This window comes from Gardnerella sp. 30-4 (genome assembly GCF_001641215.1).
In the GTDB taxonomy this organism is placed as follows: Bacteria; Actinomycetota; Actinomycetes; order Actinomycetales; family Bifidobacteriaceae; genus Bifidobacterium; species Bifidobacterium leopoldii.
Map to the genome: position 1 here is coordinate 1 of NZ_LXJL01000009.1, position 21,522 is coordinate 21,522.

General features: G+C 47.4%; 13 protein-coding genes, 1 tRNA gene and 1 riboswitch. Of the genes, 5 read left to right on the forward strand and 9 right to left on the reverse strand.

The features are described 5' to 3' along the window. Window positions 1-160 precede the first annotated feature (160 nt). Window positions 161-272, forward strand: a riboswitch (TPP riboswitch). Beyond that, window positions 262-1,839 (forward strand): hydroxyethylthiazole kinase, encoded by a 1,578-nt coding sequence (gene thiM / locus A5294_RS00860; RefSeq protein WP_004107252.1) that lies wholly within the window; start codon window positions 262-264, stop codon window positions 1,837-1,839. It overlaps the preceding riboswitch by 11 nt. Before the next feature lie 162 nt (window positions 1,840-2,001). On the opposite strand, the gene thiD is transcribed toward thiM, so the two are convergent. The 3 genes from thiD to rpoB all read right to left on the reverse strand — a co-directional run bounded on the left by thiD (window position 2,002) and on the right by rpoB (window position 11,241). Next, window positions 2,002-2,922 (reverse strand): bifunctional hydroxymethylpyrimidine kinase/phosphomethylpyrimidine kinase, encoded by a 921-nt coding sequence (gene thiD, locus A5294_RS00865; RefSeq protein ID WP_064340227.1) that lies wholly within the window; start codon window positions 2,920-2,922, stop codon window positions 2,002-2,004. Between the two features lie 681 nt (window positions 2,923-3,603). After that, window positions 3,604-7,623 (reverse strand): DNA-directed RNA polymerase subunit beta', encoded by a 4,020-nt coding sequence (locus tag A5294_RS00870; protein ID WP_004118670.1) that lies wholly within the window; start codon window positions 7,621-7,623, stop codon window positions 3,604-3,606. A 69-nt stretch (window positions 7,624-7,692) separates the two neighbouring features. Next, entirely contained in the window at window positions 7,693-11,241 is a 3,549-nt protein-coding gene (rpoB, locus tag A5294_RS00875; RefSeq protein ID WP_032835542.1) for a DNA-directed RNA polymerase subunit beta, read from the reverse strand. Window positions 11,242-11,552: 311 nt separating this feature from the next. Between rpoB and A5294_RS00880 the strand changes: the two genes are divergently transcribed. The 3 genes from A5294_RS00880 to A5294_RS00890 all read left to right on the forward strand — a co-directional run bounded on the left by A5294_RS00880 (window position 11,553) and on the right by A5294_RS00890 (window position 14,225). Next, on the forward strand, window positions 11,553-12,254 hold the full coding sequence (locus tag A5294_RS00880; RefSeq protein WP_082851860.1) for a tRNA (cytidine(34)-2'-O)-methyltransferase: 702 nt from the start codon (window positions 11,553-11,555) through the stop codon (window positions 12,252-12,254). 33 nt (window positions 12,255-12,287) lie between these two features. Beyond that, window positions 12,288-13,283 carry an A/G-specific adenine glycosylase gene (locus tag A5294_RS00885; RefSeq protein ID WP_064340228.1) on the forward strand — a complete coding sequence of 332 codons (996 nt, stop codon included), beginning with the start codon at window positions 12,288-12,290 and terminating at the stop codon, window positions 13,281-13,283. A gap of 129 nt (window positions 13,284-13,412) precedes the next feature. Next, a complete protein-coding gene (locus tag A5294_RS00890; RefSeq protein ID WP_064340229.1) occupies window positions 13,413-14,225 on the forward strand; it encodes a hypothetical protein in 813 nt (270 codons plus the stop codon). Between the two features lie 118 nt (window positions 14,226-14,343). Here the strand turns inward: A5294_RS00890 and A5294_RS00895 are convergent, their stop codons facing one another. The 4 genes from A5294_RS00895 to A5294_RS00910 form a co-directional block, all read right to left on the reverse strand. Continuing rightward, complete coding sequence (locus A5294_RS00895; protein WP_032842559.1) at window positions 14,344-15,708, reverse strand: PFL family protein; 1,365 nt, start codon at window positions 15,706-15,708, stop codon at window positions 14,344-14,346. A gap of 38 nt (window positions 15,709-15,746) precedes the next feature. Continuing rightward, a complete protein-coding gene (locus tag A5294_RS00900) occupies window positions 15,747-16,085 on the reverse strand; it encodes an ACT domain-containing protein (RefSeq protein ID WP_004107532.1) in 339 nt (112 codons plus the stop codon). Between the two features lie 103 nt (window positions 16,086-16,188). Beyond that, window positions 16,189-17,202 (reverse strand): ribose-phosphate diphosphokinase, encoded by a 1,014-nt coding sequence (locus A5294_RS00905; RefSeq protein WP_004107531.1) that lies wholly within the window; start codon window positions 17,200-17,202, stop codon window positions 16,189-16,191. 117 nt (window positions 17,203-17,319) lie between these two features. After that, on the reverse strand, window positions 17,320-18,396 hold the full coding sequence (locus tag A5294_RS00910; RefSeq protein WP_231880164.1) for a DMT family transporter: 1,077 nt from the start codon (window positions 18,394-18,396) through the stop codon (window positions 17,320-17,322). A gap of 204 nt (window positions 18,397-18,600) precedes the next feature. Here A5294_RS00910 and rfbB point away from each other — a divergent pair, with 204 nt between their 5' ends. Then, entirely contained in the window at window positions 18,601-19,692 is a 1,092-nt protein-coding gene (gene rfbB / locus A5294_RS00915) for a dTDP-glucose 4,6-dehydratase (RefSeq protein WP_004107526.1), read from the forward strand. A gap of 99 nt (window positions 19,693-19,791) precedes the next feature. On the opposite strand, the gene A5294_RS00920 is transcribed toward rfbB, so the two are convergent. Continuing rightward, a tRNA-Ser gene (locus tag A5294_RS00920) sits at window positions 19,792-19,876 on the reverse strand. Between the two features lie 317 nt (window positions 19,877-20,193). Beyond that, window positions 20,194-21,441: a UDP-galactopyranose mutase gene (locus tag A5294_RS00925; protein WP_064340230.1), complete on the reverse strand. Its 1,248-nt coding sequence runs from the start codon at window positions 21,439-21,441 to the stop codon at window positions 20,194-20,196. Window positions 21,442-21,522 lie beyond the last annotated feature (81 nt).

The window sequence follows — 21,522 nt, forward strand, 5'->3', positions numbered from 1 at the left end:
TTATTTACTATATTTATGTTTACACAGTTGAAAGCAAAAATATGTAGAAGAAGTTGCAAAAATGCGGCGCGATTTTTGTAGATTCCTGCAAGTGCTGCGAAACAAGCAAAATGAGACAATAGCGCAAAAGTAAGTAAGTCATGAACAAAAGATATAGTCGAAGGATGGTTCGGAGTGCGCAATTGCAACAAATTGTGAAGTCAAGCGCTGAGATTACATCCGTAAAACCTGATCTAGATAGTGCTAGCGAAGGGAAACATTATGACAACATGCAACACTGAAAAAACAAATACCTGCAACGAAGCAAACGAATACTGCACAAGCTCAACAACGCAAGTCGACACATGCTTCTCTGTACGCGCACGCCGACGTATGTTCCTTAACGACGTGCGTCAATGCATCGAACGTGTGCGCACACAGCAGCCACTCACCCATTGCATCACGAACGTAATCGTGCAAGACATTACAGCCAACGCACTGCTCGCTGCAGGAGCATCGCCAATTATGGTAACCGATCCAGAAGAAGCGCATGCACTTGCGCAAATTGCCACAGGCGTGCTCATAAACGTTGGCACATTCCATCAGCCAGAAACTTCCGAATACATGCGCGCAGCTGTTGAAGGATGCGAAAAAGCTGATACTCCGTGGGTGCTTGACCCGGTTGGAATCGGCGTTCCAGCACTTGCACCTCGCGCGCGCTTTGTACACGAAATTATTAAGCACCACCCTACTGTAATTCGTGCAAACGCTTCCGAAATAATGGCACTTGCAGGCAAAGAAAGCAACGGAAAAGGCGTAGATTCTCACGATAACGTAAACGACGCGCTTCAAGCTGCTCGCGAATTAGCTAAAAAATACGGATCCGTAGTGGCAATTTCCGGAGAAAAAGACGCGATTTACGCTCACGGATGTTTAGCTCGCGTAACAGGTGGCCACAAAGCTATGACTAAGGTAGTTGGAACAGGTTGCGCTTTGGGAGCGTTAGTTGCAGCATACGTTGGCGCAAACCCGGAACGTCCGCTCGCAGCAACTGTTGCAGCGCACGTGCACGCAGCAGCGGCTGGAACTTGGGCAGCTCGCCAAACCACAGCTCCAGGCACTTTCCGCACACTGTGGATGGATGCGCTTTCAACTCTTAGCGTAAATGATATGTTTAGTTTGACAAATATTGAGTTTACGGTGGAGCCTGTTGATTGGACACTGTATTTGGTAACGGATCCGCGCATGGGAAATCGCCCGGAAGAAGAAGTTGCAGTAGAGTCAGTTGAAGGCGGAGTTACAGTTGTGCAATTGCGCGATAAGTATTCCAATGACGCTGAAATTTCGGCCAAGGCGAAGAAGTTGCGTCACGCGCTTATTGATTCCGGACACGGCGATGTACCTGTGTTTATTGACGATCATGTTGATTGCGCGGCTCATCTTGGTTTCAACTTGCACGTTGGGCAAAAGGATACGCCGTTTGTTGAGGCGCGAAAGGCGATGCCGGCCGAGTGGATGGTTGGGCTTTCTTGCGCTCGACCGGATTTGATGGAGAAAGCTTACCGCGAGTGCAAAGAAAACGACGTTCCACTGCCGGATGTGATTGGCATTGGTGCAGCTTTTGAAACGCATACGAAAGCGCACGACGTGCCTCCACTGGGAGTTGAAGGCGTAAACGAAGTTGCGAAAGTTGCGCACTCTATGGGCGTAAAAACGTTGGCAATTGGCGGAATTCACGAGAACACGGTGTTCCCTATTCGCGGTCTTGAGCTTGACGGAGTTTGCACAGTGTCGGCGCTTATGTGCGCTGAGGATGCTGGGAAAGTAGCGCGCGAGCTTAAAAGCGTGATTACTGAGTAAAACTGGCACGCGTGCGCGACGACCTGCTTTCGCGCTTAGAGCGTAGCGCGCGAAAGCAACTCGGAGCGTGAGCTTGCACTTATAGTGCGAGCGCTTTTGACGCTGATATAGAACATTTGCCGGAAAATTCCCGGCATTTGTTTACGAACAGAGCTTCGATGTTCACACAGTTTGCTGAAGGATGCGCACGGAATGGTTTACCGGTCCATGCCCGCGCTCGCCGCCGCGCCCAACATGCAATTCACTTCCAGCAGCAATCGCCTCTCGAAGCCACGCCGTTGACCATTCAAGTGCGCGAAGTACAGTATCGTGATCACTCAAATTCTTTCCCTCGCGCAAAGCAAGCCCAATTTTCGTAGCAAGCGCAGAAGAAAGCGAGCAACCAGTTCCGTGAGTTGTGCTTGTTTCAACTCGTTCGCTTGGTACGTGACTTGCGTAGCCATCCGGGAAAACCGCAGTATTTCCAACGTCTTCGCCAGTTAAGTGCCCACCTTTTACGATTACAACAACGCTGTTTTTTGCAGCCAACTTGCGCGCCTGGTTGCAAGCTTCCTCAAAATTTTCCGCAACACTTGACTCGCACAAAGCCGCCAATTCCGGCACGTTTGGCGTCACTACATCAACGCAGCTTATAAAGTTTCGCATCGCATTTTCAGCACTTGCCTCAAGCAAGCGCTTCCCGGAAGTTGATATCATAACTGGGTCTAGAACGCTTACAGGAACCGGATTATCGCGCATCCAGTCTCGCATTGCTTCAATGTATTCTGTGCATCCGAGCATGCCGATTTTTAGTGCATCAACTGTAACGTCGTCGTACACGCATGAAAGTTGTGTGCGGAAAAAGCTTACTGGTGGCGTGAATACTTCGCGCACCTCGCATGTGTTTTGCGCAACAAGATTAGTTGGTATACACATGCCGTAACCGCCTGCCGCCATGATTGATTTAAGATCTGCCTGTATTCCGGCTCCACCTGTCGGATCTGTGCCAGCTACGCTTAGCACGCGTGGAATGATTGGATTTGATTGCTGCGAAAGCGATTGCGTATGTTGCAAGTCGTTCTGCTTACTTGATACTAGCGTCATATTTTTTATTATATTGCGTCGCGCTCGTTTGTGTTCAAGTAGGTCGTTACTAGAGCAGTGATATGTACCCCCTTTTCTGCACCAGTGTCCGAAGGTAGGCAAAATCACACTCACGCAGCGCGACGACCTGCTTGAGCGCTGCGATTTAGCGCGCGAAAGCAACTCGGAGCGCCGAGCTTGCTCAGAGTTGAAAGCACAGTGTGCTTTCGACGCAAGCGAGGTCTACCTTCGTCTCGATTGACGAAGGCAGGGCAGAGTTGCGTGGCTGTGCTTTAGAAACTAAGTTGTGGTTAGTGTGCGCTGACGACCTGCTTGAGCGCTGCAATTTAGCGCGCGAAAGCAACTCGGAGCGCCGAGCTTGCTCAGAGTTGAAAGCACAGTGTGCTTTCAACGCAAGCGAGGTCTACCTTCGTCTCGATTGACGAAGGCAGGGCAGAGTTGCGTGGTTGCGCTTTAGAAACTAAGTTGTGACTGGCGTGCGCTGACGACCTGCCTGAGCGCTGCCATTTAGCGCGAAGACAACTCGGAGCGGAAACTCGCTTAAGTTGGAAGTCCAGTGAACTTCCAACGCGAGTTTCGTAAGCGAGCACGTAATCCACGCAAGCGCCAACTGCGCCAGTAACAAAATGGGGCTTCAAGCCCGAAAGCTTGAAGCCCCATTTTTATATCAGATTAGCGCAATCACTCAGCTTCGTCGCCATAATCGCTCTGACCACCCTGATCGTCAAGGAAGTCATCTGGATTAAAGTCGTCGCCGAGCTTCATATCACCAAAATCAATGTTGGAGAAGTCAACATCGCCCATATCGCTCTCACCGAAGTTCGAAGGCGTGCTATCTGCACCGCCCAAACCAAAGTTCGGATAAATAGAGTCGCGAACCTGAGGATCCGGCTCCACACTAGCATTGCGGTAACGTGCCAAACCGGTACCAGCTGGGATGAGCTTACCGATAATCACATTCTCCTTCAAGCCCTTAAGGTCATCTTCCTTCTGGCTCAAGGCGGCCTCAGTAAGCACACGCGTAGTCTCCTGGAACGATGCTGCAGAAAGCCAAGAATCCGTAGCCAAAGAAGCCTTGGTAATACCCATAAGCTCTGGTCGACCAGCAGCAGGCTTTCCGCCGTTCTTTACAGCAGCCAAGTTTGCCTCGCGGAACTTTGCTTGATCCACAAGCTCACCTGGAAGAAGATCCGTATCGCCAGAATCGATCACCGTAATGCGGCGAAGCATCTGGTGCACAATAACTTCAATGTGCTTATCGTGAATATCAACACCCTGAGAACGGTACACGTTGTGCACTTCTTCCACGATGTTCACCTGAGCCGCACGCGGACCAAGAATACGCAGAATCTTCTTAGGATCCACAGAACCTTCAATCAGCTGCGTACCAACCTCAACATGGTCGCCATCTTTTACAAGCATTGGCGCACGACGAGTCACTGGGTAAACGATTGGATCAATCGTAGTGTCGTCTGGAGTCAAAGTCACCTGACGGCCGTGATCAGTATCCTCGACCTTCACAACGCCTGGGAACTCAGCGATTGGAGCCTCACCCTTAGGAGTACGAGCCTCGAAAAGCTCCGTAACACGAGGAAGACCCTGAGTAATATCAGAAGCCGAAGCGACGCCACCAGAGTGGAAGGAACGAAGCGTAAGCTGCGTACCAGGTTCACCAATGGACTGTGCTGCAACAATACCAACAGCCTCACCAACATCCACGAGTCGGCTTGTAGCCAAGGACCAGCCGTAGCACTTTGCGCAAACGCCGCGCTTGGATTCGCAAGTAAGCACAGAACGCGCCTTAACTTCCTCAACGCCGTGAGCAACCAAATCACGCAAAACGTCCATAGAAAGTGCGTCGCCACACTTTGCCAAAACTGTCGTACCGTCAGCAGGATCAATTACGTCTGCAGCAAGCAAGCGCGAGTATGGACCACCGTCAGCAGCCTTAACAAGCGTCAAATTGCCGTTTTCGTCGCGATCAGCAATCTTCATCATAAGACCGCGCTTAGTGCCGCAATCTTCTTCACGCACGATTACTTCCTGCGAAACATCCACAAGACGACGAGTCAAGTAGCCAGATTCTGCCGTACGAAGTGCGGTATCTGCCAAGCCCTTACGAGCGCCGTGCTGCGAGATGAAGTACTCCAACACGGAAAGACCATCGCGGTAGTTTGACTTAACAGGTCGAGGAATAATCTCGCCCTTAGGGTTTGCCACGAGGCCTCGCATACCAGCAATCTGACGAATCTGCATCCAGTTACCACGTGCGCCTGACTGAACCATGATGTTCACGTTGTTGTCATCGTGGAAGTTTTCGCGCATTGCGTCTGCAACCTTGTCGGTGCATTCAGTCCACAAGTTGATCAACTCTTGACGACGCTCTTCGTCTGTAAGAAGACCCATATCGTATTGAGAGTTGATTTTTGCAGCCTGATCCTCGTAATCTTGCGCAATTTGCTCGCGATTTGGAGGAAGCACAATGTCAGAGAATGCCATCGTTACGCCAGACCAAGGAGCGCGAGTAAAGCCGAGATCCTTCAAAGCGTCGAGTGTTGCTGCAACTTGAGCTGTAGAATAGCGGGTTGCAATATCGTCGACGATCTTAGAAAGTACGCCCTTTGGCACCTGCTCATTTACGAACGGATAGTCGACTGGCAAAGTTCCGTTGAACAAAATGCGTCCGCAAGAAGTTGCAAACAGTACAGTCCCGTCCTTAAAACGCTCTTCGCGCACAACGTCTGGGCTGCCTGGCTCAGGGTCAACAACCTTAAGCTCAGCAGGCTCCCAATTCTTTGGCAATACGAAGTCTGCAGGAACTCGAATCAGCACCTTAGCTTGCATATCAATCTCATGCTTGTCGAGAGCCATTTCAGCTTCAGCAAGCGAGGAGAAGATTCGGCCCTGACCTTTTGCTCCGTCAATTACGGTAGACAAGTAGTAAAGACCCAGAATCATATCCTGAGAAGGCATAGTCACGGTGTGACCGTCTGCTGGCTTCAAGATATTGTCGGAAGCCATCATCAAAGTGCGCGCTTCCGCTTGAGCTTCTGCAGAAAGCGGAAGATGCACTGCCATCTGGTCACCATCGAAGTCTGCGTTGAATGCTGCACAGGCAAGTGGCGGCAGGTGGATTGCTTTACCTTCAACCAAAATCGGCTCGAATGCTTGAATACCCAAGCGGTGAAGTGTAGGTGCGCGGTTAAGAAGCACAGGATGTTCGGAAATAACTTCTTCCAAAACGCCCCAAACTTCGGAGTCGCCACGGTCAACCAGACGCTTTGCGCTCTTCATATTCTGAGCGAAGCCCTGATCCACCAAACGCTTAATAACGAACGGCTTAAAAAGCTCCAATGCCATTGGCTTTGGCAAACCGCACTGATGCATGCGAAGGCTTGGACCAACGACGATTACGGAACGACCAGAGTAATCAACACGCTTACCAAGCAAGTTCTGGCGGAATCGGCCTTGCTTACCTTTAAGCATGTCGGAAAGCGACTTTAATGGTCGGTTGGATGCGCCGGTTACTGGGCGTCCGCGGCGACCGTTGTCGAAGAGTGAGTCGACTGCTTCCTGAAGCATGCGCTTTTCGTTATTAAGCATAATCTCAGGAGCACCAAGCTCAATAAGTCGCTTCAAACGGTTGTTACGGTTGATTACACGACGGTACAAATCGTTCAAATCGGAAGTTGCAAAACGACCACCATCAAGCTGAACCATTGGTCGCAAGTCTGGTGGGATTACTGGAATTACGTCCAAAACCATAGCTTCTGGCTTGTTTCCAGTAGTCAAGAACGCGTTTACAACCTTCAGTCGTTTCAAAGCGCGAGCCTTGCGCTGACCGGTTCCGTTGTCAATTTCTGCGCGAAGTTCTTCGGCAGCAGACTTCAAATCGAAATCTTGCAAACGCTTCTTAATAGCTTCAGCACCCATGCAGCCTTCGAAGTAATCGCCATAGCGATCTTCCATCTCGCGCCACAAGTCAACGTCGCCTTCCATATCGCCGGCACGCAAGCCCTTGAAACGATCAAATACGGCGTTCAAACGCTGAATTTGCTCGTCATAGCGAGTACGAATAGCAGACATTTCGCGTTCTGCACTAGCACGCAACTTAGATCTTGCAGCACCTTTGCCTTCGCCAGATTCTTCCAGCTCATGCAAGTCTTCTTCAACTTTCTTAGCGCGCGCTTCAATTTCGTTATCACGACGCTTGCGAAGGTTGCCGATTTCTGTATCGAATTCGTCTTGCAAATCTGGAAGATCTTGGTGACGCTGCTCTTCGTCGACTTTCGTAACCATGTAGGCTGCGAAGTAGATTACTTTTTCAAGATCCTTAGGTGCAATGTCGAGCAAGTAGCCCAAACGGCTTGGCACACCCTTGAAGAACCAAATGTGCGTTACCGGAGCTGCAAGCTCAATATGACCCATGCGTTCGCGGCGAACGCGACTGCGGGTAACTTCTACGCCGCATCGTTCGCACACGATTCCCTTAAAGCGCACGCGCTTATACTTGCCGCATGCGCACTCCCAATCGCGAGTTGGACCGAAGATCTGCTCACCGAACAGACCGTCCTTCTCTGGCTTTAGGGTACGGTAATTAATGGTTTCTGGCTTCTTTACTTCGCCGTGGCTCCAGCTACGGATATCTTCGGCGGTTGCCAGTCCAATCCTCAGTTTGTCAAATGCGTTGACGTCCAGCACTCTTATCGTCCTGTCTCATGAAATTGTTTTTAACGTTTCTTAATTTCTTAAAGTGTGTTCGTTACCGAATCACTGGTATTCAGGTTCAACAGCAATCTGATCTTCCTTGGCGGACGAATCTGGTCGAGCGCCAATATTGAAGCCAAGATCGTCGGAAGATGAAACTGGGTCGTCCTCTTCATCCTTCATGTCGATTGCGACGCCTTCAGCGTTCAACACCTCAACATTAAGCGAAAGCGACTGCATTTCCTTAAGCAACACCTTGAATGATTCAGGAATGCCAGCTGGTGGCAGGTTATCGCCCTTGACGATAGCACCGTACACGCGCACACGACCGTCGACGTCATCAGACTTCGTAGTCATCATTTCGTGCAATGTGTAAGCAGCACCGTAAGCCTCGAGCGCCCACACTTCCATTTCGCCGAAGCGCTGACCGCCGAACTGAGCCTTACCACCCAACGGCTGCTGGGTAATCATGGAGTAAGGACCAGTGGAACGTGCGTGAATCTTATCATCAACCAAGTGATGCAGCTTCAAAATGTACATGTAGCCCACAGAAATTGGCTTCGGGAATGGCTCACCAGTACGACCGTCGAATAAGGTTGCCTTACCGTCAGAGCCAACAAGCTTGTCACCATCGCGATTTGCGAGTGTTGTAGAAAGCAAGCCCTTCAAAGTTTCTGGTCGCACGCCGTCGAATACTGGCGTTGCAACTGGAGTGCATGGATCGCCATGCTCAGCACCTTGCGGCACGTACTTCTTCCAAGCTGCTTCCAAGTCTGGATCCAAGTTAATATCCCAGCCAGCGTGAGCAATCCAACCCAAGTGAAGCTCGAGCACCTGACCCAAGTTCATTCGAGAAGGCACACCCAACGGGTTAAGCATGATGTCAACTGGAGTACCATCAGCCAAGAATGGCATATCTTCTTCTGGCAAAATACGGGAAATAACACCCTTGTTGCCGTGACGACCGGAAAGTTTATCGCCTTGCGTAATCTTACGATGCTGAGCAATGTAAACGCGAATCATTTGGTTCACGCCGTTTGGAAGCTCGTCACCGTCGTCTTCAGCGTCTTCACGAGTGATTTCCTTAACTGCAATCACAGTACCAGTCTCGCCGTGTGGCACGCGCAAAGAAGTATCGCGCACTTCGCGGCTCTTTTCGCCGAAGATTGCGCGGAGCAAACGCTCTTCTGGAGTAAGCTCGGTTTCGCCCTTAGGAGTTACCTTACCAACCAAAATATCGCCAGCTTCGACTTCAGCGCCAATACGAATAATGCCGCGCTCGTCGAGATTTGCAATCGCATCTTCGCCAACGTTTGGCAAGTCACGAGTAATCTCTTCGGAACCAAGCTTGGTTTCGCGAGCGTCGATTTCGTATTCTTCAATGTGAATAGAAGAAAGCGTATCGTCTTGCACAAGACGCTGGGAAATAATCACAGCATCCTCGTAGTTGTAACCGTTCCAAGGCATGAATGCAACGAGCAAATTCTTACCCAATGCAAGTTCGCCCTTTTCGGTTGCAGGACCGTCTGCCAAAACTGTACCAGTTTCAACGCGCTCGCCATCTTTAATAAGCGGCACTTGGTTGTAGCAAGTAGTCTGGTTAGAACGCTGGAACTTTGAAAGCTTGTAGCTGGACTGAGTTCCATCGTCGTTCATAACGCGAATAATATCTGCAGAAACGTAAGTTACTACGCCCGGCTTTTCAGCCAAGATTACGTCGCCAGAATCAACTGCTGCACGCCATTCAGAACCGGTACCAACAAGTGGTCGCTCCGACTTAATAAGCGGCACAGCCTGACGCTGCATGTTCGTACCCATCAATGCGCGGTGGCCTTCATCGTGCTCCAAGAATGGAATCAAGGAAGCGCCGAGAGAAACCATCTGACGTGGGGAAACGTCCATGTAATCTACAGTGCTTACAGGCACATCGACTGCTTCTTCTTCGTCCACGCGAGCAAGTGCTTGAGTGCCAACGAAGTTGCCGTTTTCGTCGAGTTCCTGGTTTGCTTGAGCAATAACGTGCTCGGCTTCGCGGTCTGCAGTCATGTATTCGACTTCATTAGTTACGTGACCATTCACAACCTTGCGGTATGGGGTTTCGATGAAGCCGAATGGATTGATGCGTCCGAAGGTTGCCAAAGAACCGATAAGACCGATGTTTGGACCTTCTGGGGATTCGATTGGGCACATACGTCCGAAGTGGGATGGGTGCACGTCTCGAACTTCCATAGAAGCGCGATCGCGAGAAAGACCACCAGGACCAAGTGCGGAAAGACGACGCTTGTTCGTAACGCCTGCCAAAGGATTGTTTTGATCCATAAACTGGCTGAGCTGGGAAGTTCCGAAGAATTCCTTAATAGTTGCGTTTACTGGACGAATGTTAATCAAGGACTGAGGAGTAATTGCCTCTGCATCCTGAGTTGTCATACGTTCGCGCACAACACGCTCCATGCGGCTTAAGCCGGTACGAAGCTGATTCTGCACAAGCTCGCCAACCTGACGAATACGACGGTTGCCGAAATGATCGATATCGTCAACGTCAACGCGCAACTGTACGTCTTGACCGTCGCGCTTACCTGGGAAGGTTTTTTCGCCAGAATGCAACGTTACCAAGTACTTAATAGTTGCGATAATATCTTCGCGATTCAAGCTGCGATCGCTGTAATCTGCTTCAATACCGAGCTTGCGGTTGATCTTATAGCGACCAACGCGAGCCAAATCGTAACGCTTTGTGTTGAAGTAGAAGGAATCGAGAAGATTGCGACCAGCTTCTGGAGTTGCAGTATCTGCAGGGCGAATCTTACGATACAAATCGGTAAGTGCATCGTCTTGCGTTTCAATAGGCTCTTTTGCGAGCGCATCCAAAACAAGTGGATAGCCTTGGAAAGCATCTGCAATTTCGTCTTTCGTCATGCCGATTGCCATAAGGAATACGATTGCGGACTGCTTACGCTTACGGTCTACGCGAACGCCTAAAACATCACGCTTGTCAATCTCAAATTCCAACCATGCACCGCGGCTTGGGATAATCTTCGCACCGAAAACATCCTTGTCGGAAGTGCGATCTTGTGTACGATCAAAGTACACGCCTGGAGAGCGCACAAGCTGCGAAACGATTACTCGCTCGGTGCCACCAATAATGAATGTGCCGTGAGGAGTTTGCAATGGGAAATCACCCATGAAAACAGTCTGGCTCTTAATTTCGCCAGTTTCGCCGTTTTCAAACTCAGCATTCACATAAAGTGGAGCAGAATAGGTGTAATCCTTTTCCTTGCACTCGAGCACAGTGTGACGTGGCTCTTCAAAGTATGGATCAGAGAATGTGAGGCTCATCGTCTCAGCAAAGTTCTCAATTGGGGAAATCTCCTGGAAGACTTCGTCGAGACCAGAAACATGAGGCACGGTGTGAGTTCCGTTTGCTTCATCTTCTGCAACGCGCTTCTTCCAGCGTTCAGAGCCGATCAACCAATCGAAGCTGTCGGTTTGCACGCCGAGGAGGTATGGCACATCAATAGGCTCACAAATGGAGCCAAAATTCACACGATCTGACGCTTTATGCAACTTAATATCATGTTCGTCAGCACGTGCGATGACTTTCGTGGTGCTCGTCATAGCTTGTTCAGCAGCCAATGGACGTTCCTTTATCACTCGCTAGTTAACTATTTAATCTTTGAAAAACTAAAGAAAATCGCGGCAAACGAAACTGCCAAATAAGCAAGTTGCGATGCGCGGGCGCCTTCTTCGGTTCCATGAGCATGCCCGCTATATGACACACCTTACACAGTCTGTCTACTCTACCAAAAACTCCGGACTTTTCCCCACTAATAACGAACGCTCGCAATAGTAATGTGCAAGTTGCGAGTAAACTAAATACGTTACGATTACGAAGTTACGTAAAGATACTTAAAAAGCTAAGGAATAGCATGAATAACAGCGAGAATACGCAAGAAGCAGCAGCCAAAACCAAAAAGCAAACCGAAGAGCAAACCGAAGCACACAAAGCAGCAGCAAGCCGCGTAGAGCAAATGTACGAGTACGGCTACCGCAAATCAAATTATGGCCCAGACGAGCTTGTAACCGACGCTCACGGAAATCCGATTAGCGTTATGGACGCAATGCTCAGTGCCGACGATGCCGCGCGCGCAGAAACGCACACCCCTCACCTTTGCTTTTACTCCCCTCGTATTCCAGGAAATACAGGTTCCGCAATTCGACTTTGCGCTGTAACTGGCACTATCTTGCACTTGGTTGAGCCGCTTGGTTTTAATTTGCACGATACTAAATTACGTCGCGCAGGCTTGGATTATCACGATATGGCTCACGTTGTTTTGCACCCGAATTTTGAGAATTTAGTTGAGTCAATGCCAAATTCGCGAATTATTGCGTTTACTGCAAATGCTACGAAACTTTACACTGAAATTGAATATAAGTCGAACGATATTCTGCTTTTTGGACCAGAGCCAGGAGATATTCCTGATCCAATGGATGTTATGGCTGGTCCACATGTGGCAGAGCAGGTGCGTCTTCCTATGCGCCCGTCACTTCGTAGTTTGAATCTTACAAATTGTGCTTCTATTGCAGTGTATGAAGCGTGGAGGCAACTCGGTTTTACAGGCGGAAAGTAATCACGAAAGTATACGACGTTTACATAATCAAGCATGCAGCAAGATTCACAATCTCTCACCGAAGAACATCTCACCGAAGAAACTTCTCAGCCATTGCGCGAATTGGCAACACTTACGCGCGATAATGTTGCACTTTTTTGGCATAGTTGTGCACGCGATTTGCCTTGGAGGTTTGGGCACACTACCCCTTGGGGTGTGCTTGTGTGTGAAGTAATGAGCCAGCAAACGCAAATGAGCCGCGTTGTACCTTATTGGCTCACTTGGATGCAAACTTGGCCAGATGCACAATCACTAGCCCACGCTACGAGTGCTGAAATTATTACAGCTTGGGGTCGCCTCGGCTACCCTCGACGCGCGTTACGTTTACAATCTTGTGCTCAAGTTGTAGCAACAACATATCGCAATAAGCTGCCATGCACCTATGAAGAACTTATTGCCTTGCCAGGTGTAGGCGATTACACAGCAAGTGCAATACTCAGCTTTGCTTATGGCAAGCACATTGCGGTGATTGATACAAATATTCGCCGCGTACTTATGCGCGCTTTTACTGGAACTGAATCGCATGGTGGCAGCACAACGCAATCTGACCGCGAGCTTACTGCAGCAGTATTGCCGGAAGATAATCATGTTACTACTGCCACTGCTAACGCTACTAACACCACCAACACTACCTGCACTTCATCCATTTGGAATCAGGCAATTATGGAAATTGGTGCTACCATTTGCACAGCACGATCTCCGCAATGCACTACATGCCCTTTGCAAACATGGTGCCGTTTCAAAGCTGCTGGATTTCCAGGTCTTGGCCGCCATACCCGCCCACAGCAACATTTTGCCGGCACTAATCGGCAAGTGCGCGGCATTATTTTGCAGGCATTGCGTGAAGCACATAAAAAACAGCAGGTATTGCAACGTTGCGAGATCAACAATTTATGGTCGAATCAAACGCAACTTGACGAATGCATTGCTTCGCTCGATCATGACAGTCTTATCACTATATTGCCGGATGGCACTTTAGCACTACCTTAAGTAACTAACTAATTACGCTGCTTTTGTAACTCTTTAATTAACAACTTAATTACTTTGTATGTGAGTCTACCTTGTGTAGTGAGTACAGTTCATCTCATCGACTTATGTATTACAATGGTAAATATGTCAATGCCAACTACGTCACCACGTAAACCGCATCGCAATGCGAGTGCAACATCATTTCGCAACCCGATGCGCAAACCCGTGCGTAAGCCCGTACGCAACATGAGTGCAGCAAAACGAAAAATGTATCGTCGCCGCAGAATTGTTGTTGGTATTGCTTTGTTGCTTTTGATTATGCTGGTCATATTTTGCGTTATTAGCTTGAGTAAGGGTATTGCTGCTATTGGTAAAGCGATTGCTGGCCATGAAGTTACTATTGTTCGTCAACCAGTGCCAGACCCTCGTCCTGTTGGCTTAACACCTCATTGCACTGCTAAAGATATTCGTCTTGAGCTTTCTACTAAGTCACAAACTGTTCCCATGGGTGGTAGCGTTGAATTGACAGAACGATTTGTGTACGAAGGAAACTCTTCTTGCCTTATTGACGCATCGGATATGAATGCCGTTTTAACGATTAATAGTAGTGAAGAAGTTACGCAAGGTAAGCAAACAACTAAAGATAATAAAAAGAAAAATAATCAAGACAGCAAAAATAGCAAAGACAGCAAAGACTTTAAAGACTCCAGTAAGAGCGTTGACTACTTATCCCATGCAGTATGGCGTTCAGACGTATGCGATATGCCTTTGAAACCTCTTCTTATGGCAAAAGGCGACCATTTTGAGAAGAAAATTACTTGGAACACTAATTCCACTTCCGGCAAAGGCTGCACCGCTGATGAGGATTTGCCAAAAGTGAATCGCGGAACTTACGTTTTACGCATTGAGCACAAACGAGTACAAGGTTTGCATAGCGAACCTGTGCTAATTAACGTGCAATAATCGCTAGCATACCGTACAAAATGCGCTCGTACTAAAAGCTAGTAACAACTTGCGCATCAAAATTAAAGCCAGACGCGACGCTTGTGCCCGCAAAGCACGAAAGCAAGTCGAAACGTAGCTAATTCTTGAAGCTGTGTACTGGAGCAGGAATACGTCCGCCGCGAGTTACGAAAGCTTCGCAGCTTGTTTGGTTTACTGGCATAATCGGCGCATATCCCATTAATCCGCCGAAGTTCGCCATTTCGCCTACACCTTTTCCAATTACTGGAATAATTCGCACAGCGGTAGTTTTTTGATTAATCATGCCGATTGCAGATTCATCCGCAATCATGCCAGAAATCGTTGCAGCGGAAGTATTTCCAGGAATCGCAATCATGTCAAGACCGACTGAGCAAACGCATGTCATTGCTTCAAGCTTTTCAATAGTCAAGCAGCCAGACTTCGCAGCAGCAATCATATTTGCATCTTCCGAAACGGGTATAAACGCTCCAGAAAGACCGCCAACATAGCTACTTGCCATAATGCCGCCCTTCTTAACTTGATCGTTCAGCATAGCGAGCGCAGCAGTTGTGCCAGGAGCACCAACTTGGTCCAAACCGATTTTCTCAAGCACTTCGCCAACAGAATCGCCAACTGCAGGAGTTGGAGCAAGCGACAAGTCTATAATTCCAAACGGCACACCAAGCCTACGAGAAGCCTCTTGCGCAACCAACTGACCTACACGAGTAATCTTAAACGCAGTGCGCTTAATAGTTTCGCATAGAAAAGCAAAGTCTTTTCCTCTAGCAGCATCGAGTGCACTCGAAACAACGCCAGGACCAGACACGCCAACATTGATCACAGCATCGCCTTCAGTTACACCATGGAAGCCGCCTGCCATGAACGGATTGTCGTCCGGAGCATTGCAAAAAGCCACGAATTTAACACAACCGTAAGAATCGTTTCCAGCTGTAGCTTCAGCGATCTTTTTAATCGTGCGTCCGAGCAGCTCTACGCAATCCATGTCTATACCAGTTCGCGTCGAGCCGACGTTCACAGACGAGCACACAATTTCCGTCTCACTTAAGGCTTGTGGAAGCGACTCAATAAGCATGCGGTCTGCTGCAGTCATCGACTTTGCAGGAAGCGCCGAATACCCACCAATTAAATCAACTCCAACAGTGTGTGCTGCTCTGTCTAATGCGTGCGCAATTTGCACAAAATCTTCAGGCTTTTTACAAGATGACGCTCCAACAAGCGAAATTGGAGTTACGGTAATTCGCTTGTTTACAATTGGAATTCCGTAGTCGCGCGAAATATCGTTGCCGGTTTTTACTAAATCTTTCGCAAGACGTGTGATTTTTGCTTCAACTTTACAACAAACGTCCTGCAAGTTTTCGCAAGCGCAATCTAGCAGGTTGATTCCCATGGTGATTGTGCGAACGTCGAGCTGTTCTTGCTCAATCATCGAATTAGTTTCGCTTACTTCCATCAGGTTGAGCATTGTGTACTTCCTTACATTTACTTAGATTGCTGCGGATTTTAGATTCTGTGCATTGCAGTGAAAATATTGCTACGCTGGCAGCGAATACGCACGCCAATTTCGTCTCCTAGCGTTTCTAATCCTGCAGCAAAGTCGCCAAATTCGCAATCAACAGTAGACACGTCAACAATCATCATCATGTTGAAGAATCCGTCGACAATTGTTTGAGAAATATTCAAAATATTTACATTATGCTCGGCAGCATGCGAAGTAACTTTTGCAATAATACCAACGGTATCGCAGCCGACAACGGTAATAATCGCTCTGGAAGCATCAGATTGCAACGCTTCTTGCGATTCATTATTTTCTGCAACTGCTGTTGTGTTATTGGCGACCATATTTGCCTCCTGCCGTTTTGAACCCGTACGTTAATGCATAAAGCTTATGCAGTTACACGAATTATGCGGTTATTTGTTTTATATATTGTACGTTTTATGCGCTTTATGCGTAAATATTATGCTGTTTCATATCTTCCGGAAGTGCGTTGCGAAGCGACACAAGCGATCCAGAGCGGAACACGGAACGAATACCAGCAGCAAGAAGCGGCGCAATCGAAAGAACCGTCATATTATCAAGACGCTTCTCTTCAGGCACAGGAACTGTATCCGTCACAATGATCTCGCGAACTCCAGCAGCTTTCAAACGCTCAACAGCAGGTCCAGAAAGCAAAGCATGCGTTGCAACCAAAGTAACAGATTTTGCTCCAGCCTCACGCAAAGTGCGTACAGCTTCGCAAATAGTGCCAGCAGTATCAATCATGTCGTCAACAACAATGCAATCGCGTCCTTTAATCTCACCGATAATGCCATGAGCTTCAGCATGATTTGGACGAGTAATATCGCGCGTTTTATGAATAAAAGCAAGAGGTAAATCTCCGAGTTTTGCAGCCCATTGCTCAGAGACTTTGATGCGACCAGCATCAGGAGAAACAATAGTTGCGTTGTCGAGCTTCATAGAGTTTCGCACATAATCAATAAGCACAGGCATCGCAGTCAAATGGTCAACAGGACCATCAAAGAAACCTTGCTCCTGAGTTGCGTGCATGTCGACAGTCAAAATGCGCGTGGCGCCAGCAGCGCGGAATAAGTCAAACATGAGGCGAGCAGTAATAGGCTCACGTCCCTGATGCTTTTTATCCTGACGCGAATATCCAAAGAACGGTGCAACCACGTTAATACTGCGAGCAGATGCGCGTCGCAAAGAATCGACCATAAGCAGCTGTTCCATAATCCAATTGTTAATAGGATTCGTATGTGCCTGAAGCACAAACACATCTGAGCCACGAACAGGCTGAGTAAAGCGCACATACATTTCGCCATTCGCAAAATCGTAGGCAGTAGTCTCAAGCACATCAATACCAAGATACTGTGCAGTCTCATTAGCAAGCTCTGGGTATGCACGACCCGTAACTAACATCATCTGCTTTTTTGGATTGCCTTCAAGAATTATTGACATAATTGCCTTCCCGTTTGCAAACTGGTGTACGCGACATAGTCACTTCCCATTTTAGCAGCCTGTACGCCTCGTACGACACAACAAGCGTTTTATTTTAATGCGTTACTTTAAAAATTACTAAGCGCTACGTTTGCAAAGCAAAATCATCATTACGAAAATAAGCCCGAATCCCACAAAATCTGCCCATGAAAAAACGGCTCCAGTAAACATAACAGCAGTAATTGCAGCAGTAACAGGCTCGCTAGCTCCAAGCAAGGTGCCACGAACTGAACCTACTCGCATAATGCCCTCTAAGAAGAGCCAATATGCTCCAAAAGTTCCAGCAATAACAGTAAAAGTAAAAAGCAGCATAGCGCGCAAATCTAATGCAGGCATTGTTTCCCACGGTCGCACAAACGGAAGCATAATAAAACCAGCAATAATAAACGTAATGCCATTAACAGTCAGATTTCCCCATTTTGCAATCAATTTCACAGGCATAATAGCAAGCGCCGCTGTAGACGCAGCATCTGCAAGACCCCAAAGCAAACCCATAACAGGCAAAGATAGTGAAGAAAGATTACCGCCTGTAGCCATTAAAGCGGTTCCTGCAAAAGCTAGCACAACTCCAATAGTTTCGCGCATAGTTGGCACGCGGCGAGAGCGAAAACACACATAAACCAAAACAAACAGTAAGTTAAGGCTTTGAAGCACAGTAGCAGTGCCAGAATTAGTCCAATCAATAGTCCATAAATACGAAACTTGCGTAAGAAGAACACACACAATTCCCGTAATAGCCATTGAAATCCAAGTACGACCAGTTTTCACAGCACCACTTAACTGCTTAGGAGTGCACACTGCAGCAGTAATGACAAATAACATGCCAGCAGCAATTTGACGAACGCAAGCGATTTGCAAAGGAGATACGTGATACGTCGACATAAGGATTTTCGAAACTGTTGCGTTTGCACCCCAAAATGCGCCACCCAAAAGAGTTAAAAATATTCCTACAAGAATAGCGTTTGTAGAATGATTTAACGCTGGATTAGGTTTATTTGGAGTACCTTCGATTGCTTTTACTGCAGCTTTTGATGTGTCAAAAGTCTTTGAACCTGTTGATTGCAATTTCGAAGATTGTTGCTTTTTTGTTGAAGAGGAATCAATATTTGATGAATCCAAATCATGCGCACTGCTACGCCAAGAAAACTTAACCATTATTAGATTCACCTCGCATCCCCAAACAAGCAAACATGCAGTAATTATTGCACATCTACTCAACTAATTTGCTGGTAAACAACACTTTAGAGAAACATACTCTATTTGCACACACGAAAGAAATGTATAGTATTAAAAAATTACAATTCAAAATGCGCATATTAAACAATAAAATCAACGCACTAGCCATATGAAGGCGGTAACATGCACAACTACGCATCAAGCAGTAATACTTTTCAACCACACCACATCTTAGTTACTGGCGGCGCAGGCTTTATTGGATCTAATTTTGTGCATTACATAGCTAAACATCATACAACGGTTGCTGTTACGGTACTTGATTTGCTTACCTACGCTGGGAATATGGCAAATCTTTACGACTTACCTCAAGATTTTGCAAACAACCGATACGCTTTTATTCGCGGAGATATTCGAGACGAAAATATAGTTGATCAGCTATTAGATCCGCATAATCCAATTAAAACGGCAGAAGGAACAACACTTCCTGCTATCGACGCAATTGTAAATTTTGCTGCAGAATCACACAACGATAATGCAATCGAGTTTTCTGACCCATTTATAAGCACAAATATTTTAGGAACGCATACGCTCATTAAATTTGCACACAAATATAATATTCGTTTCCATCAAGTAAGTACCGATGAAGTTTACGGGGATTTTCCTATTGACAGCGTGCTTAAATTTGACGAGTCAAGTCCATATTGTCCGTCTAGTCCATATTCTGCAAGCAAAGCTGCAGGCGATCTGTTGGTAAAAGCATGGTGTAGGACTTACGGTTTGCGCGCAACTATTTCGAATAGCAGCAATAATTACGGGCCACGACAGCATATTGAAAAGTTTATTCCTCGCCAAATTACAAATATTATGTGCAATATGCCAGCAAAATTGTACGGCGTAGGAGATTCGATACGCGATTGGATCCACGTTGAAGATAATTGCGACGCAATATGGCATGTTCTAACGCGTGGAACAATCGGTGAAACATATAATATCGGTGCCAACTGTGAAGTTAACAACATAAATATTTTGCGGATTTTGATGCAGTTAATGGGCGTGCCGGAAACAAATATAGCGTATGTAAATCCCAGAATAGGCGAGGATAGGCGTTACGCACTAGATACTACGAAAATTCGAACGCAATTAAAATGGGAGCCTAAGTACAACAATCTGAAGCAAGGCTTGCAAGAAACAATATCGTGGTACGACTCTCACGCAGATTTATGGAAGCCTATTAAAGCGCAAGTCGAGCAGCATTATGCTGAATTAGGGCACTGAATTTGAGTGACGAATTTGGGTGACGAAATTGGGTTAAGCATCAATCGGGTTTTCGGCATGAAAAAAGGGCTTCTAGCAATTGGCTAGAAACCCTAGGCGCGGAGAATACGAGATTCGAACTCGTGAGGCTGTTACACCAACACGCTTTCCAAGCGTGCGCCATAGACCACTAGGCGAATTCTCCAAATGTTAACTTAACAACCAAATCGCTTGATAAGCAAACAACTTAAATAGAATACCACGAATTTGAGATATTGCAAATTAATACGCGCGTTGACACGCCGAAACGGCAGAAACTTTACACGAGAGTAAAGAAAAGGTTGCTTGCGCGGCGAAATAGCGGCAGAAACTTTACACGAGAGTAAAGAAAAGGTCGTTTGCGAGGTAATCACGCACTATCTACTAAAGCAGAACGATTAAGCAGCGCAATAAGTAGCAAGTAAGCAGCCACAGCACAGCAAGCAGCAACCTACTTAAGCAGCAACCTACTTAAGCAGCAACCTACTTAAGCAGCGGCTCTACTTGCGATTCATAAGCACGCAAAGCCATGTCGATTACGTTGTGCATGTCGTAATAGCTGTAAGTGCCCAAGCGACCGCCGAAAACTGTGCGAGGCTCAGCCGCAGCAAGCTCCGCATAGCGCGCATACAATGCTTTATCTGCATCAGTATTCACAGGATAGTAAGGCTCATCGTCGCGAGTTGCAGCGCGAGAATACTCCTGCCACACTACAGTTTCCCCAGCTTTCACACTTTTACCCGGCACAAAATCAGCTTCACCGCTAGTATCGCCACTAGCCTCTCCGCCAACTTCTTCACGCTCTGGATTAAAGTTCTTAAACTCAATCGCGCGCGTAAATGGCACATCAGCATCCGAATAGTTCATAACTGGGCAGCCAAAATGGTCGCTCTCCTCGTAACGCACTTCCTTAAAGTCCACAGTGCGCCACTTCAACTCGCCGAGCGCATAGTCAAAATACCTATCAACCGGACCGGTATAAACAACCGGCACTCCAGCCTCCGCCAACGCGCGCTTGTTAAATGGCTGCGACTCGTCGAAAAAGTCTACGCCAAGCGAAACGTGAATACGCGGATCGTCAATCATGCGCTGCATCCAAGCTGTGTAGCCGTCCGTTGGCAAGCCTTCCCAAGTGTCTTTAAAATAACGATTATTGTAGTTAAATCGCACAGGCAAGCGTTTAATAATTCCAGCAGGAAGCTCAGAAGGATCCGTTTGCCACTGCTTTGCTGTGTAGTTTTTAATAAACGCTTCATAAAGCGGACGCCCAATTAAGCTAATGCCCTTATCGTTCAAATTTTGCGGATCTTTGCCAGCAAACTCCCCCGCTTGGCTTGCAATCAAAGCCTTCGCTTCTTCTGGCGTGTAGTGCGCATGGAAGAATTGGTTAATCGTACCCAAGTTGATTGGCAACGGGTAAACTTCGCCGTCGTGAGTTGCGTACACGCGATGCACGTAGTTAGTAAACGACGTAAAACGGTTCACATAATCCCACACGCGCTTGTTGCTTGTGTGGAAAAGATGCGCACCATACTTATGAATTTCGATTCCCGTTCGCTCGTCAAAATACGAGTAAGCATTGCCGCCAATATGATTACGAACGTCAATAATTTCAACGCGAGCGCCAGTATGCTCCACTGCTTGTTGAGCTACAGTTAAGCCGAACAATCCTGCTCCAACAACTACTAAATCTGGGTAAGTTGCATTTTGGGAGATTGCTGCTTGCGTCATATCATTTACCTTTCGTACTTTTAGTTGGGCTTATTATTCAAACTATGCTCCAACTCAATTCATTCATGCACAATACATTCT